Source organism: Cohnella sp. OV330 (assembly GCF_900112065.1).
Classification (GTDB): domain Bacteria; phylum Bacillota; class Bacilli; order Paenibacillales; family Paenibacillaceae; genus Cohnella.
The window spans coordinates 374,862-389,118 of sequence record NZ_FOKE01000004.1 but is presented as its reverse complement, the minus strand read 5'-3'; the positions used below and the strand labels follow the sequence as shown (position 1 = coordinate 389,118).

The window sequence follows — 14,257 nt, the reverse complement described above, 5'->3', positions numbered from 1 at the left end:
TTGGGGGTAGCGCAGTGGCTGCGAAAAAAAGAGTGTGGTGGAAAGAAGCCGTCGTCTATCAGGTTTATTGGAGAAGCTTCTTCGATACCGACGGCGACGGCATCGGCGACCTTGAAGGGGTTATTCAAAAGCTCGATTATATCCGCGATCTAGGCGTCGACGTTATCTGGCTGAACCCGGTATACGAATCGCCTGATCTCGATAACGGCTATGACATATCGGATTACGAAGCGATCATGCCCAAAGCGGGTACGATGGAGACGTGGGACCGGCTGCTCGCCGAGACGCACAAGCGCGGCATGAAGCTGATCATGGACCTGGTCGTCAACCATACGTCGGACCGGCATCCGTGGTTTATCGAATCGCGTTCGTCCAAGGACAGCCCGAAGCGGAACTGGTATATATGGAAGGATGCCAAAGAAGGCGGGCCGCCGAACAATTGGCGGTCGTACTTTGCGCCTTCGGCCTGGCAATGGGATGCTGCGACCGGGCAATATTATTTTCATTCGTTCGCCGTAGAGCAGCCCGACCTGAACTGGCGCAATCCGGACGTCCGGCAGGCGGTTTACGGCATGATGCGCCGCTGGCTGGACCGCGGCATCGACGGCTTCCGGCTGGACGCGATCGCGCTGCTGGCGAAGCCCGAAGGCTATCCGGACGCGGAGCGCCCCGAGGACATCCGGTATTTGACGAACAATCCGGGCCTGCACGATTTTTTGCGGGAAATGAATGAACAGACTTTCGCAGGCTACGATATCGTGACGGTCGGCGAAGCGGCATTCGTCGCGCCGGAGGAAGGGCTGAAGTTCGTCGGCGAGGATCGGGGCGAGCTAGACATGCTGTTCCACTTCGAGGTGTGCGACGAGATGCCGGAATGGGACATGCTCCGCTTTAAGCGCATACAGCGGCGCTGGTACGAAGGCTTGTGGGGCAAAGGCTCGAACTCGCAATTTTTGAACAATCACGACCATACGCGGCAGGTGACGCGCTACGGCAACGACGGCGCTTATCGCGTGGAGTCGGCGAAGCTGCTGGCAACGATGCTGCACACGCTGCCCGGCATTCCTTACATTTACCAGGGCGAGGAGATCGGAATGACGGGCGTCCGCTTCGAGTCGATCGAAGATTACGACGATATCGCGATGCGCAACCGATATGCGGAGGAAGTCGGGAAGGGCAACGATCCGGTCGAAACGCTTAAACGCCTACAGCCGCTCAGCCGGGACAACTCGCGTACGCCGATGCAGTGGGACGACTCGCCGAATGCGGGCTTCACGTCTGGCACGCCCTGGATCAAAGTCAATCCGAATTACCGCGAGCTGAATGCGGCGCGCGACCTCGTCGATCCGAATTCCATCTATACGTATTACCGGAAGCTGATCAAGCTCCGCAAAGAAAACGACGTGATGGTGTACGGCGACTTCGAGGAATGGCCGGCGTATGCGGACGACGAGCATCTGTACGTCTATACGCGCTCGCTGGACGGCGTATGCTGGCTGATCGCGCTCAACCACGGAGACGAACCGGCGAAGCTTGCGTTGCAGGGGAGCGCCGAAATTCGGAAAAGACGGCTATTGCTCGGCAATTACCCGGTGCGGAGCGAAGATGAGGAAGCGGGCGTGCTGACGCTTCGTCCGCACGAAGCGCGCATTTATGCGCTTGAATAAAAAATGGAAAAGGGACGAAGCGGCCTGTTTGGCGCCCGTCCCTTTTTGCGCGTTTGGCCGCTTATCCGACAATCGTAGCACGCGTAGAAGTTTCCGGATCCGGCGCCTGCATCGCGTCGGCCTGCTTCCGGTACCGCGCATTGCCCACCGAGAGCGCGACGATCGCGCCTGCGATCATGACGACGAGAGACAAGACGAAGCCGTGCGAGATCGCGCCGCCGATCTCGCCGCGCATGAAGGCGAGCAGGTCCGCAGGCAGTTTGGATGCGCCTTTGATGACCGTCTCCGGATTCGCCAGCGTACCGGTTTGATCCGAAGGGATGCTGAACTTGGCGATCGCTTCGCGCGAGCTGTCCTTGAGGCTCGCATTGACGAGCACGGCCATGACGGATGCGCCGATCACGCCGCCGATGTTGCGCCAAAAGCCGACGACCGAGGAGGAGATGCCGATATAGCGCGGATGAACGGACATGGCGACCGCAGTCTGGCCGAGGCTCATGAGCGGACCGATGACGCCGAGGCCGAGCAAGATCATGATGGCGATGACCTGCCAATAAGCCATGTCGGGAGAAAGGTTCATAAGCAGAATGGCGGCAACGACGCCGAGCGCCATGTTGGCGAACAACACGGTACGGAAACGAAAGCGTGCGACGAAAAATCCCGATACGATCGCTCCGGCGATCAATGAAGCCATCATCGGCGTCAAGATGCCGTTCGAGTTGGATTTTCCGAGAACGGCCGTCGCATATAGCGGAAGATAGGCAATGGCCGAAAACATGATGACGCCTTGGCAGAAGCAGAGCAGGCTGACGCCGAGCACGAGCCGGTTTTTAAAAATGGACAAAGGAAGCACGGGCTCTTCCGCCTTCAGCTCCACGGCGAGGAACGATGCGCCGGCGATCGCGCCAAGCGCGAACAAACCAAGGATCTGCCAGGAGGCCCAGGCATAATCTTTGCCGCCGAGTTCGAGCGCCATGAGCGTGGAGACGGTGGCGGCGACAAGCAGAAAGGCGCCCCAATAGTCGATACGCGGTTTTTTATCCGCCTTCGATTCGCGAAGCGAGAAAACGAGCACGAGCATCGAAGCGATGCCGATCGGCACGTTCACGTAGAAGCACCAGCGCCAACTCATGTGCTCGGAGATCAACGTGCCGAGCTGAGGACCCGCCACGGAGGATAGGCCGAATACGGCGCCCATCACGCCGGACAGCTTCGCGGCCTGCTTCGGGTCCGCGAACAGCGTGAAGATGATGGAGAAGGAGATGGGGAACACAGAGCCGGAGCCTATGCCTTGGATGACGCGGAACCAGATCAGTTGGTCGATCGACTGCGCCATCCCGCACAGCGCGGAGCCGAGGAGGAAAAAGCCGATGCCGATCAAATAAAATCGTTTGCGTCCGAACATGTCGGACAGCTTGCCGAAAATGAGCATCGTGCTGGTAGAAGCGAGCATGTAGGCGGTGAACACCCAAGATACTTTTTCGAATCCGCCGATGTTCTCGATCACTTTGTTCATGCTGGCGGACACGATCGTGTTGTCCAGCGAAGCCATCAGCAGGCCGAGCGCCATGGATAACACGATCAATCCCGTTTTTTTGGATACGGTCGACATCGGTAAATATTCTCCTCTCTTCAATCGGAATTCGGCATTAGGCTTCCGAACCCGTAAGTCGCTTGAGCGCCTCGCGCAGCGTATGGCCCTTGGATGCGTTCAGCTCGATGCCGATAGCCAGGCACAGCGTCTTCGACGCCGGCATACCTTCGGCCCAATCCGACTTCATCTGGTCCAGGTGCGCGGCCGCCGACTCCGCTTTGCGGATCTCGTCGCGGATCCAGTCGGCGAGCGTCTCCTCGTCCGAATATTCGCCGAAAAACATCCGAACGAGGAAGTCGGAGCGATAGCTGTCCTTCTCGACGGGGGAATGCAAATAATGCTCGAATTGCGTCTTGCCCTCCGCGGTCAGCGAGTATACGTTTTTATTCGGGCGACCTTCCTGCACGACGCTTTCCTTCACGATGTAGCCCATCGCTTCCATCTTCGCGAGCGTCGGATAGATCGTCCCGAAGCTGGCGTCGAAAAAAAACGAGAGCGGCATCTCGAGCTTCTGCTTGATCTCGTAGCCGGATAGAGGGCCTCGGTGCAGCAAGCCTAAAATGACGTCTTGACTGTTCATGGGGCGGATCTTCCTTTCCTTCATGCCTGAGTGTAGAGCTATTATATCGATCTGATATATATCATGTCAATATATATAAAAGAGGACCGAATCGCTGGGTAGCAATTCGGCCCGGTATTTGCGCACCGGATGGGGCTTATCCCGTTCGCTCACTTGGCAGGGGTGAAAGGTGATGAGCGAAGTGGATAAGCCCTCTCCGGTGCTTGAGGGAGTAGATGAGCGAAGGGATTAGCCCCATCCGGTGCTTGAGGGAGTAGATGAGCGAAGGGGATTAGCCCCATCCGGTGCTTGAGGGAGTAGATGAGCGAAGGGGATAAGCCCCCCTCCGGTCCTCGCAGAGGCATATATTCGCGAAACGGGGGCCCGCCTAGGAGCGCGACCTGATCTCTTGGCGCATAAAAGCGACGTAAGCGGCGGCGAACGATACGGTCGTCTCCGCCACGATTGCTACTACCTGCGGCCATACGAGCAGGAGACTTTGGCCGAACGAGAGCGGCGCATTAATGGCCAGGTACGCTTGATCCTGGGTGATAAAAGGATTAAGGGTCCTCGTATCCGGCAGCATCAGCGTCGAGGCGGCTTCCTGGAACAAATAGGCGGGCGACAGCCGCGAGAGCAGCATCATCCAGTCTTGATGTCTGATGACGACACTGGCGGCGGCCGTCTCTGCAGGCGAAGTCGCATTGCCGACGAGACTCACGATCATGCCATAGAAGACGAGGAAGAAGATCCACAGCGCGATGCCGCAAAGCGCCGAGGTCGCCGCCTGGCGGAAGCGGACCGAAAACAGCAGCGAGAGGTTCAGCCACAAGCCGACGTAGACGACCGTGATCAGCAGCATGACGACGACGCGCCAAAACTCCTCGGGCGTCGGCGGGTAGCCGATCGTGAACAAGCCCATGCCCATGACGAGGAAGCCGAGGGAGAAGATGACGACCGCGATGAGCAAGAGGCCGGCGACGAACTTGGCGTTCAGAAAGTCGTCCCTGTACAAGGGCTGGGACAGCAGTCTGCTGAGCGTGCCCTTGTTGCGCTCCGTGTTGACGGAGTCGAAGCCGAGCGCGATGCCGATCAGCGGCGCCAGAAAGGACAGGAACGTCAGGAAGCCGGGCAGCGAGCCGTCCGTTTCGGTGAACATTTTCAGAAACAGAAAGCTGGAGCTGCCTTCGCCTGACGCGGCGCTCGCCGATTGTCCGTCCTTTAGCGCGGAGACGGACGCGTACAGCGAGCCGGCGCATGCCAGGACGACGATGGCGAGCAGGATGACGAACCGCCAGCTGCGGATATGATCGCCGAATTCCTTGCGGACCATGACCCAGAAGGGGGAGGGGCCGCGGAGCGCGGACGCCGCTAGACGCCGCTCTCCTGTTCCGGCGAGCGCGGGCCTTAGCTTTTCAATGAAGTTGGCCAACGGGATTCCCTCCTTCAAAGTAACGGTGATAAATCTCGTCTAGCCCGTAGCGCAGCGGGCGCAAGCCGAGGAGAGAGGCGCCGCTGCCGACGACGGCCGCGGCCAGCTCGGCGGCGATGTCGTCCGTGCCGGTTACGCGGACGGTGACCACGCCGTCCGACCGGTCCGCGGCGCTGAGGGCATCCGTCTCCTGCAGGTCGACGGCGGTCACACGCGCTAGCCCGCGCAGCGCGGAACCGAGCGTTTCGGACCAGCCGCCGACGTCCAGCTCGACGGCATAGGGCGAGCTGCCGTCCAGCAGCTGCGACAAGGCGGCAAGGTCGCCGGAGGCGATGAGCCGGCCGCCGACGAACAGGCCGACGCGGTCGCAAATTTGTTGCACTTGGTGCAGATGGTGCGAAGACAGCAGCACGGTGAGCCCCTCGTCGCGGCTGAGCTCCCGTATGAGCGCGAGCAGCTCGCGTACGCCCTCGGGATCGATCCCGAGCGTCGGCTCGTCGAGGATGACGACTTCGGGCCGCTTGATCAGCACGTCGGCGAGGCCGAGGCGCTGCCGCATGCCCCTAGAGTAGGCGCCCGTTTTTTTGCCGGCCGCGGAGCCAAGCCCTACTTTGTCGAGCAGCTCGATCGCCCGCTGCCTGGCTTCGGCTTCGGGCACCCGGTTCAACATGGCCGTATACATCAGGTTGTCGAGCCCGGTCCGGTCCTCATAGAAGCCGATGTCGTCCGGCATGTATCCGACTCTGCGCTTCACCTCGATCGGATTGCGCGTGGCGTCGATGCCGCACACGCTGGCATGCCCGCTCGTGGGCTCGGCGAGCCCGAGCATCATGAGAATGGTCGTCGTTTTGCCTGCGCCGTTCGGCCCGAGCAGGCCGAATATTTCTCCTCTGCGAATGGACAGGTCCAACTCGGATACGGCGGTGAATTCACCGTAACGCTTGGTCAGGCGGCTAAGTTCGATTACGGTTTCCTCCATGGCTTAACGCCTCCCGTATTTACGGAACAGCCAATAGACGCCGGCCAGCACGACGAGGATGATGAGCACGCCGATCCAGCCCCACAGCACCGAGGTTTTGACGGTTACGCGGATGGCGGCGTCGGCCGATTTTTCGGCTGCCTGCGCAGTCAGCCCGACGACATAATCGCCGGACAGCGATTTGTCCGAGCTGTGAATGGTGGCCGTGACGGGCACCGATTCGCCCGCTTTGATCGACGGAATCGTCTTCGGCTCGAACGTGACTTCCCAATCGGTCGGCGCGGTGTTGGTAAGGCTGACGTTCGTCAGCTCGGCTGTGCCCGTGTTTTTGACGGCAAGCTCCAGCGTCCGCTTCCCGCCGGCCGTTACGTTTGCGCTGAGCACCTGGTTGCTTGTCGTCAGGTCGATGCCGTAGGTGCCCGTGATGACCGCCTCCATCGTGACGTCGGCGGAGGTGCTGCTGTTGGCCGCATGGACGGGGATTTTGTACGTATTCGCCTCTGCTTTTTCGGATGGCGTCAGCGTCAGCGTGATCGACGAGGTCGCGTTCGGCTCGATGTCGACGGCCGTCACGTTATTGCCCCCGGAGCTGAACCGCGCGTCCCATCCGGCCGGCGGCTCGGCGGTCAAGGCGTACTGCTGCTTGCTGGCGGTCCGGTTCGCAAGCGTCAAGTTATAAGTGAAGGTGGAATCGCTGTGGCCTTCCATGTTCGGCTGCTCGGCGCTAAGCTCCGTCTTGTAGGTGCCCTGCTCGGTCACGTTGATCTTGAGCGTCAGGCTGCCGAATGCGCCTGCGTTCAGCTGGAGCGCGTAGCTGCCCTTCGCGACTTCGAACGGCACGAGCACGCTTAACGATGCCGTCTGCGACTCGTGCGGCTTGACCGCGACCTCGGAGATCGGATGACCGCCTGCGGTCAGATCGGTCTTCCAGTCCTTGGACGGCGCCGTGTAGCTCAGCGCCGCGGTCTGAATGCCGTCGCCGTCGTTGATCAGGTCGACGTCGTACGTGATCGATTCGCCCGGCGCGGCCGACAGGCTGACATAAGGCGTGTACAGCTTGGCGGTTCCTGCGGCCGATACGGGCGCGGAGATCCCGAGCACGCCGAGCGCCATCAGCAGTGTCGTCGCGAAGCTAGCCCATTTTCCCAATCTTGGTTTGAACATGATTTTCAAGACCTCCCGGCAATCTTTTTTTCACCTGGAGTACGCGGGAAGGAACATCACGGATTTAATTTTGGGCCGATTTTTTACATAAAAAATCGCTTAAAACAAGCTTAAAATCAGATAAAAATCGCGTTTTCGCATTACGCTGACCAGCCTCGATCTGCTATGAATATAGTAAAAACGACTGTCGACGGAGGGGAACGAGCGACATGAACGGGACTTCGGCGGAGGCTGTCCTGGAGATGGCCGAATGGCTGAAAAAAATGGAGGAAGGCGATCCGCGGGCTTTCGAAAAGCTGTACGAGCAGGCCGTGCCCCATCTCCTGCCGCTGGCTTGCCACCTGCTCGGAGACCGGATGGAGGCGGAGGACGCCGTTCATGACGTGCTTCTTGGCGTCATTCGAAGTCCGGGCCGATACGACGCTTCTCGCGGTTCGGCGCAAGCATGGCTCGCCGTGCAGGTAAAAAGCAGATGCCTCGACCGGATCCGCAAGCGCAGCCGGACGGTGCTCCGCGGCGAGGCCGAGGACGCGTCCGCCGCGAGCGCGGCGAGCGCGCAGCCGGAGACGGCGGTGCTGGCGCGCATGGAGCGCGAAGCGGTGCGCAGCGCGCTCGGCCAGCTGCCGGGCGTGCAGCGCGAGGCGCTGGCGGCCGCGTACTTCACGCCGCGCAGCCACAAAGAGCTGGCCGATGCTTGGCATGTCCCGCTAGGCACGGTCAAATCCCGCGTGCGCTACGGCTTGGGTCACTTGCGCAAGGCGCTCGACCGCATGGGCTGGGGCGCCGGGGAAGGAGGCGGCGGGCATGAATGAACGTTCGTGCGGCGTTCCTGAGGAACGCTGGGTCGATCTGCTGAGCGGCAGGCTAAACGCGCGGGACGCGCAAGCGCTCTTGGCGCACGGGGACGGATGCCGCGATTGCGGCGACGTATACGCGCAGTGGGCTGCCCTGCTGGGCGGCGAGCGCGGCCCTTCGAATCTGCCTGCCGGGCGCGATGCGTATCGGCCTGCCGATCGGGCTGCGCCGAGGCGGAAGGCCGCGTCGGCGGATTTCGCCGCGCGGCCAGGCGAAGCGTTGGCGTTGTCGGCGGGTCGGCGACGCAGCTTGTTGCTGCGTGCCGGCATATACGCGTATGCCAGACGCGCGACGCGCGCGCTGCTTGCGGCAGCGCGGAGACCGGCATTCGCCGCGGCCTGCGGACTCGGCGCGACTGTCGCGGTCGCGCTTCTGCTGCTCCACCCGTTTGCGCGAGAGGACGCGCAGGAAGCAGGAAACGTATTAAGCCCCGCCGGCTATGCGCGTTTGCATGAGCCGGAAGGCGTTTCGGTTCTCGGCGAACCGGATACGGTCGTTTACAAATCCGGAGAGAGCGGGCTCGCCGGGATGAAGGTCGGACTGCCGGCCGGAGCGAAAGAGACGTTATGGGTGAACGCGCGCACGCACGAACTCTTTTTGCTGATGGAGGGGCTTTTGCCTTCTGCCCGCACTGACGTCCAAGCATGGGCCAGGTCCGGGGCAACGAGCGCTAATCTTGGATTGCTGAGCTTCCATGACAGCCGCGCGCATCTGTATGCCGCGAACATACGCCCCGAGGAATGGGAATCCGTGCTGCTCACGATCGAGCCCAAAGGCGGCAGCCTGACGCCGACCGAGCCCGAGACCGTGTCGATTCCGCTTCGCGAAATGCCGGAATGAGACTTTTGCGACGCAGGAGGGCAGGCGCGGGGCGTCAAGCTTGCCCGCGGCTGTCCGCCCGCTCCTGACGGCGGACGAAGACGCCGCTCGCCGCGAATGCGGCAAGAGAGAGCGCGAGACTAACCGATGCGAAAAACCCGATCGGCATATACCCGCCGAGCTGAACGTAGAGCAGGCCGGCGACCCAAGCCCCGACCGTATTCGCGCCGTTCATGGTCGCGTTGGCGAGACTCGAGATCGTGCCGCGGAGCGATGCGTCGAGCGACGTGAGCGCGCCCATGACGATCGGGAAGAGGATTCCGAGCACGGCGAAAATGATCACGTAGCAAACCGTCGCCAAGGACAGATGCGGAAGCCGGGGCAGCAGCGCATACAACGCGATCAGCAACGGCATGCCGGCGTACACGGTGCCAGCCGCGCCGAAGCGGCGGGACGCAGCCGCGCTGACCGTGGAGCCGAGCATATTGCCCAGCCCGAGGAAAAGCATGGCGATGCCGATCTGTCCGACGGTCAGTCCGAAGCGGTCGGACATCCACTTGCCGGCAAAAGCGAACGCGGTGCCTCCGCCGAGGTGCAGAAGGAGATAGGCGGTAAAGCCGCCGCGAGCTTTGGCGCTGCGAATCAACGGCCGATAGCGGCTGAATATCGCGATGCGTCCGACTGCCGCCGCAGGCTTGATGTCCGGCAGCTGCCAGAAAGCGAAAGCGGCAAGCGCAAGCGACGCCGCGCCGATCGTCCAGAACGGCACCGGCCATCCGGCGGACGCGAGCCGGCTGCCGATCGGCACGCCGAACGCTTGAGACGCAGCAAGTCCGGCATAGGCGACGCCCATCGTCTTGGCGATTTTGGACGCGGGCATGACGGAGGGGATGGAGGCCCAAACTTGGGGAGCCGTGAACGCGGCGCTGATGCCGGCAGCCAGCCGGAACAAGCACATCGTCCAGAAGCTGTCGGCGAATCCGCAGAGGAACGTCGACGCGGAGAAGGCAATCAGGCCGCACAGCAGAACGATTCGCCGGTTCCAGCCGTCCGACAGCGGCCCTGCGATCAGGGCGAACGCGGCGGAGCCAAGCGTATAGGCGCCGAGCATCCAGCCGGCCAACTCGGTCCGGACGCCGAATGCGGCCTGCAGCTCGGGGAGCAGCGGCGAGATGAGGAACGTATCCGTTCCGATCATGAACATGACGAGGAAAAAAAGCAAAGCGTATTTGAACATCGATGAATCACTCCCGCCGAAAGGTTGCTTGCGGTTCCCATCATAAGACATAATGGTGACAACAATTGTCATGAACCCGGCAAGCTTTTTATTACAAGGAGGATCGTCCGATGCCCAAATCCAAGCGGCTGATGGAGCTGATGATGACCGTCAATCGCAAACGGCGGTTCAAGGTGCAGGAGCTGGCCGACGAATTCGGCGTATCGAAGCGCACGATTCTAAGGGATCTGCAGGAGCTGAGCGAGCTCGGGGTGCCGCTCTATTCGGAGGTAGGTCCCCACGGCGGCTATCAGGTCGTCAGGGAACGCGTGCTGCCGCCGATCGCCTTTACCGAAGAAGAGGCGGTGTCGATGTTTTTCGCGGTGCATGCGCTGCGCCACTATGCTTCGCTTCCTTTCGAAACCGAATCGGCGTCGGCGCTGAACAAGTTTTACCTCCATATGCCAGGCGACGTCAGGGACCGGATCGACGGCATGAAGCATCGGGTCGATTTCGTGACGCCCGCGCGTCGCGGCGACGCGCCATGCCTGGCCGCGCTGCTCGATGCGGCCGTTCGGCAGCAGGTGCTGTCGATCGTCTATGTATCCGCGGAGGAAGGGGAGCACGACAGGCGGATTCAACCTGTCTGCATTTACGCGAACAACGGACTTTGGTATTGTACGGCCTACTGTTTTCTTCGTTCGGGCTTCCGCGTCTTCCGCTGCGACCGGATTCGCGAGGCCGTACCGGACCCGGCGGGCACGCCGCCGCGCGACCTTGGCGAGGTAGCGCTCAGCCGGCGCGAAGCGGCCGAGCCGATCGATCCCGTCAGGCTTCGAGCCGAGCTCAGCCGGGCGGGCGTGCAGCGCTGCGAAGCCGAACTGTGGCTCGCGCCGATGCTGGACGTGCGGGAGGATGGCAGCGGGACCATCGATCGGGACGTGCCCGCGAGCGATCTTCCTTTCTATGCCGACTTCTTTCTGGGCCTGGGCATGGGGGCGAGCGTCCAAGAACCGGAGGCGCTTCGGGAAGCGATCCGTTCCAAGCTGTCGGACCTGCTCGAGCGATACAAGTAACAGTACGTCAGATGAATGACGCCTCGCTCCATTAGCGCTTTCTCATGCCTTCGAGACGAGACGCATGGAGCGTCATTTCAGGCAGCACATCCTTGAGGCGGGCGTTCCCGCCTTTTTGACGTTCGAGGACGCGCAGCGCGCTTTTAATCTCCCAGGCTTTTCCTGTCCACCGGATCCGGTCCGGCTCCGCGTATCGCTTCAGCATGATATTGCCCCCCTCGGCAAGCGCCGCCGGCCGGTCTAGCGATCTTGCATTCGGCCGGACAAGCCTATATGGTTGATCTATGCGCCGGCGAACCGGCAGATGACAACAAATTTAAGTGCAGGGGGCAACAACAATGAGCGTCGAGCAGTCACATGCGGGTGGCGACAAGCATCCTTTCTACGAAGAAACCGTGTCGACGGACAAACGATTCGAAGGAAAAATCATTTCCTTGCAGGTGGATACCGTCCGGCTGCCGGGAGGAGGCACGGCGACGCGGGAGATCGTGAAGCACCCGGGGGCCGTCGCCGTCATCGCGGTGCACGAAGGCAAGCTGCTGGTCGTCGATCAATTCCGCAAGCCGCTCGAGCGCATGCAGGTGGAGATTCCGGCCGGCAAGCTGGATGCCGGGGAGCAGCCTGAAAAAGCGGCGATTCGCGAGCTGGAGGAGGAGACGGGCTACCGGGCGCGAAGCATTCGGTTCGTGCGGACGTTCGCGACGTCGCCGGGCTTCGCCGACGAGCTGATCCATTTGTATTTCACCGACGACCTGGAAGCGGGCGAGCTGAACCCGGACGAGGACGAGTTTTTGAACGGCGAGTCGCTGACGCCCGAGCAAGCGGACGAATATATCGCGAACGGCCGCATCTGCGACGCCAAAACGCTGATCGGCGTCCTCGTCTGGCGCCATTGGCGGCAGACCGGGGAATTCGGGGCGTGAGCGGGCTGCGTCCGTGCTTCGCAGACATGCACGTGCATATCGGCAGCAGCGGGGACGGCCGTCCGGTGAAAATCAGCGCGAGCCGCGGCCTTACCTTCCAGGCGATCGCGGAGGAAGCGTCGGAGCGCAAGGGGATCGCGCTGCTCGGCGTAATCGATTGCCATTCTCCCGCGGTGCAGGCCGATATCGACCGACTGCTGGATGCGGGCGAGATGGCGGAGGTGGCGGACGGCGGCATTCGCTACCGGGACACTGTGATCCTGCCCGGCGCGGAGATCGAAGTCCGCGAGCCGGGCTGGGGCGGCGGGCCTTATCACTTGCTCGCATATTTGCCGTCGCTCGCCGCCATGAAGGAATGGACGGACTGGATGTCGCCGCGGATGAAAAACGTGACGTTAAGCTCGCAGCGCATCCGCGCGACCGGTCGCGAGCTCCAGCGGGAGCTGCTCGATCGGGGCGGCTTGCTCGTGCCCGCCCACGTCTTCACGCCGCATCGCGGACTGCTCGGCTGTTCGGCGGATCGTCTGTCCGATCGGCTCGATCCGGACGGCATCGCGGCGATCGAGCTCGGCCTCAGCGCGGACAGCGAGATGGCGGGCAAGCTGTCTCAGCTGGACCGTTACCCGGTGCTGACGAATTCGGATGCGCATTCGACGGGAATGATCGGTCGCGAATGCAACGAGCTGCTGATCGGCGAGCCCTCCTTCGCCGAGTTCGCCGCAGCGCTCCGGGGACAAGACGGCAGGCGGGTGACCGCGAATCTTGGTCTGCACCCGAAGCTGGGCAAGTATCATGCCAGCTATTGTCCTTCCTGCCGCTCGCCGCTGCCGGCCGGCGCATCCGACGACGTCTGCCCTTCCTGCGGCAGTCCGCGTCTCGTGACCGGCGTCGACGCGCGGATCGCCCGGCTTGCGGACCGGGAGACGCCTATCCGGCCCGCCGGCAGGCCGCCGTACAGGCACCAAGTACCGCTTGGCTTTTTCCCGGGCGTAGGGCCTAAGATGAGAGAGCGGCTGCTGCGGGAAGCCGGCACGGAGATGGACATCCTGCACCGGCTCGATCGAGGGCGCATCGCGGCCGTGGCCGGCGAGCGAATCGCTGGCGCGATCCTGGACGCGCGCGCCGGTCGGCTGACACTGACGGCAGGGAGCGGAGGGACTTACGGCCGTATCGGCGAAAAAGCGGTCGCGAAACCGGAAGTTCGCGAATAACGGCGGCGCGAGCGGCATACGTATAGGCGTTGGAACAAGCCTATGCGGCGGGAGGCGAGCGACCGATGATACGCGGCGCGATGGACAGGCCGCTTGGCGGCAAGCTCAATCTGTATTTGTTCGTCGGCGTGCTGATCGCCGTCGGGGCGGTATTCGGGGCGCTCGTCGTAAACGCGCTGTCGCTCGAACAGCAGCAGAGCCTGTCGGACGAGCTCGGCGCGTATCTGGGCGGGACGTCCGCCGGCGCCGAGGCGCCGATAGACGTCTTTCGAGATCGTCTCTTTTTCCACTTGAAATGGCTGGGACTGATCTGGTTTCTCGGCATTTCCGTCGTCGGCAGCCCTTTCGTGCTGGCATTGGATTTTTTAAAAGGGGTGCTGATCGGGTTCGCGGTCGGATTGACCGTGCGGCATCTGGCCTGGAAGGGCGTAGCCGTGTCGCTTGCCGTCGTCGCGCCGCAGAATCTGGTCGTGATTCCCGCGCTGGCGATCGCGAGCGTGTCGGCGATCCGTTTTGCCTACTATGTCGGACGCGAGCGGCTCTTTCTCGGCAGAGGCCGGCTGCTGCCGCCTTTGGCTTCGCATACGGGCACGTCCGCCGCGCTTTTCCTCGTGCTCGGCATCGCCGCGATGTGGGAAGCGTTCGTCGTTCCCCACATTATATCCAGCCTGCCCGACTGGCTGTGAAAGCTGCTGCCTCCGCGGATTTTGCAGGATGGCGGCGCTTGCCGGCGAAGCGTGTTTGACTTCCAGAATAGGCTCC

Annotated in this window: 14 protein-coding genes; 7 read left to right on the top strand and 7 right to left on the bottom strand. The window is 62.1% G+C overall.

All coding sequences use genetic code 11. The features are described 5' to 3' along the window. Window positions 1–14 precede the first annotated feature (14 nt). The gene (locus tag BM235_RS11765) at window positions 15–1,667 is read left to right on the top strand and encodes a glycoside hydrolase family 13 protein (protein WP_090113008.1); all 1,653 of its coding nucleotides are present in this window, start codon (window positions 15–17) and stop codon (window positions 1,665–1,667) included. Between the two features lie 61 nt (window positions 1,668–1,728). Here the strand turns inward: BM235_RS11765 and BM235_RS11760 are convergent, their stop codons facing one another. The 5 genes from BM235_RS11760 to BM235_RS11740 form a co-directional block, all read right to left on the bottom strand. Then, entirely contained in the window at window positions 1,729–3,279 is a 1,551-nt protein-coding gene (locus tag BM235_RS11760; RefSeq protein ID WP_090113007.1) for an MDR family MFS transporter, read from the bottom strand. Between the two features lie 37 nt (window positions 3,280–3,316). Next, on the bottom strand, window positions 3,317–3,841 hold the full coding sequence (locus tag BM235_RS11755; protein ID WP_090113006.1) for a PadR family transcriptional regulator: 525 nt from the start codon (window positions 3,839–3,841) through the stop codon (window positions 3,317–3,319). Between the two features lie 367 nt (window positions 3,842–4,208). Then, the gene (locus BM235_RS11750; protein WP_255374330.1) at window positions 4,209–5,252 is read right to left on the bottom strand and encodes an ABC transporter permease; all 1,044 of its coding nucleotides are present in this window, start codon (window positions 5,250–5,252) and stop codon (window positions 4,209–4,211) included. Continuing rightward, on the bottom strand, window positions 5,236–6,231 hold the full coding sequence (locus BM235_RS11745; RefSeq protein ID WP_090113005.1) for an ABC transporter ATP-binding protein: 996 nt from the start codon (window positions 6,229–6,231) through the stop codon (window positions 5,236–5,238). The genes BM235_RS11750 and BM235_RS11745 overlap by 17 nt, the downstream gene beginning before the upstream one ends. Before the next feature lie 3 nt (window positions 6,232–6,234). Further along, entirely contained in the window at window positions 6,235–7,395 is a 1,161-nt protein-coding gene (locus BM235_RS11740) for a COG1470 family protein (protein ID WP_090113003.1), read from the bottom strand. 209 nt (window positions 7,396–7,604) lie between these two features. Between BM235_RS11740 and BM235_RS11735 the strand changes: the two genes are divergently transcribed. Continuing rightward, complete coding sequence (locus tag BM235_RS11735; protein WP_090113001.1) at window positions 7,605–8,207, top strand: RNA polymerase sigma factor; 603 nt, start codon at window positions 7,605–7,607, stop codon at window positions 8,205–8,207. After that, complete coding sequence (locus tag BM235_RS11730) at window positions 8,200–9,090, top strand: anti-sigma factor (RefSeq protein WP_090112999.1); 891 nt, start codon at window positions 8,200–8,202, stop codon at window positions 9,088–9,090. Before BM235_RS11735 ends, BM235_RS11730 begins: the two co-directional genes overlap by 8 nt. A 34-nt stretch (window positions 9,091–9,124) precedes the next feature. On the opposite strand, the gene BM235_RS11725 is transcribed toward BM235_RS11730, so the two are convergent. Beyond that, window positions 9,125–10,306 (bottom strand): MFS transporter, encoded by a 1,182-nt coding sequence (locus BM235_RS11725; RefSeq protein WP_090112997.1) that lies wholly within the window; start codon window positions 10,304–10,306, stop codon window positions 9,125–9,127. A 110-nt stretch (window positions 10,307–10,416) separates the two neighbouring features. Here BM235_RS11725 and BM235_RS11720 point away from each other — a divergent pair, with 110 nt between their 5' ends. Then, window positions 10,417–11,361, top strand: a complete 945-nt coding sequence (locus BM235_RS11720; protein ID WP_090112995.1) for a helix-turn-helix transcriptional regulator — start codon at window positions 10,417–10,419, stop codon at window positions 11,359–11,361. Between the two features lie 31 nt (window positions 11,362–11,392). On the opposite strand, the gene BM235_RS31650 is transcribed toward BM235_RS11720, so the two are convergent. Continuing rightward, window positions 11,393–11,566 carry a Z-ring formation inhibitor MciZ gene (locus BM235_RS31650; RefSeq protein WP_143106671.1) on the bottom strand — a complete coding sequence of 58 codons (174 nt, stop codon included), beginning with the start codon at window positions 11,564–11,566 and terminating at the stop codon, window positions 11,393–11,395. 133 nt (window positions 11,567–11,699) lie between these two features. Between BM235_RS31650 and BM235_RS11715 the strand changes: the two genes are divergently transcribed. The 3 genes from BM235_RS11715 to spoIIM all read left to right on the top strand — a co-directional run bounded on the left by BM235_RS11715 (window position 11,700) and on the right by spoIIM (window position 14,181). After that, window positions 11,700–12,284, top strand: a complete 585-nt coding sequence (locus tag BM235_RS11715; protein WP_090112993.1) for an NUDIX domain-containing protein — start codon at window positions 11,700–11,702, stop codon at window positions 12,282–12,284. A 26-nt stretch (window positions 12,285–12,310) separates the two neighbouring features. Continuing rightward, window positions 12,311–13,495 (top strand): endonuclease Q family protein, encoded by a 1,185-nt coding sequence (locus BM235_RS11710; RefSeq protein WP_090113570.1) that lies wholly within the window; start codon window positions 12,311–12,313, stop codon window positions 13,493–13,495. A gap of 65 nt (window positions 13,496–13,560) precedes the next feature. Next, window positions 13,561–14,181: a stage II sporulation protein M gene (gene spoIIM, locus BM235_RS11705; RefSeq protein WP_090112991.1), complete on the top strand. Its 621-nt coding sequence runs from the start codon at window positions 13,561–13,563 to the stop codon at window positions 14,179–14,181. Window positions 14,182–14,257 lie beyond the last annotated feature (76 nt).

Excerpts from the sequence above, each read along its gene's own strand:
- BM235_RS11760 (WP_090113007.1), bottom strand. The coding sequence starts at position 3,279 with ATGTCGACCGTATCCAAAAAAACGGGATTGATCGTGTTATCCATGGCG.
- BM235_RS11755 (WP_090113006.1), bottom strand. The coding sequence starts at position 3,841 with ATGAACAGTCAAGACGTCATTTTAGGCTTGCTGCACCGAGGCCCTCTA.
- BM235_RS11745 (WP_090113005.1), bottom strand. The coding sequence starts at position 6,231 with ATGGAGGAAACCGTAATCGAACTTAGCCGCCTGACCAAGCGTTACGGT.
- BM235_RS11740 (WP_090113003.1), bottom strand. The coding sequence starts at position 7,395 with ATGTTCAAACCAAGATTGGGAAAATGGGCTAGCTTCGCGACGACACTG.
- BM235_RS11735 (WP_090113001.1), top strand. The coding sequence starts at position 7,605 with ATGAACGGGACTTCGGCGGAGGCTGTCCTGGAGATGGCCGAATGGCTG.
- BM235_RS11730 (WP_090112999.1), top strand. The coding sequence starts at position 8,200 with ATGAATGAACGTTCGTGCGGCGTTCCTGAGGAACGCTGGGTCGATCTG.
- BM235_RS11725 (WP_090112997.1), bottom strand. The coding sequence starts at position 10,306 with ATGTTCAAATACGCTTTGCTTTTTTTCCTCGTCATGTTCATGATCGGA.
- BM235_RS11720 (WP_090112995.1), top strand. The coding sequence starts at position 10,417 with ATGCCCAAATCCAAGCGGCTGATGGAGCTGATGATGACCGTCAATCGC.
- BM235_RS31650 (WP_143106671.1), bottom strand. The coding sequence starts at position 11,566 with ATGCTGAAGCGATACGCGGAGCCGGACCGGATCCGGTGGACAGGAAAA.
- BM235_RS11715 (WP_090112993.1), top strand. The coding sequence starts at position 11,700 with ATGAGCGTCGAGCAGTCACATGCGGGTGGCGACAAGCATCCTTTCTAC.
- BM235_RS11710 (WP_090113570.1), top strand. The coding sequence starts at position 12,311 with ATGCACGTGCATATCGGCAGCAGCGGGGACGGCCGTCCGGTGAAAATC.
- spoIIM (WP_090112991.1), top strand. The coding sequence starts at position 13,561 with ATGATACGCGGCGCGATGGACAGGCCGCTTGGCGGCAAGCTCAATCTG.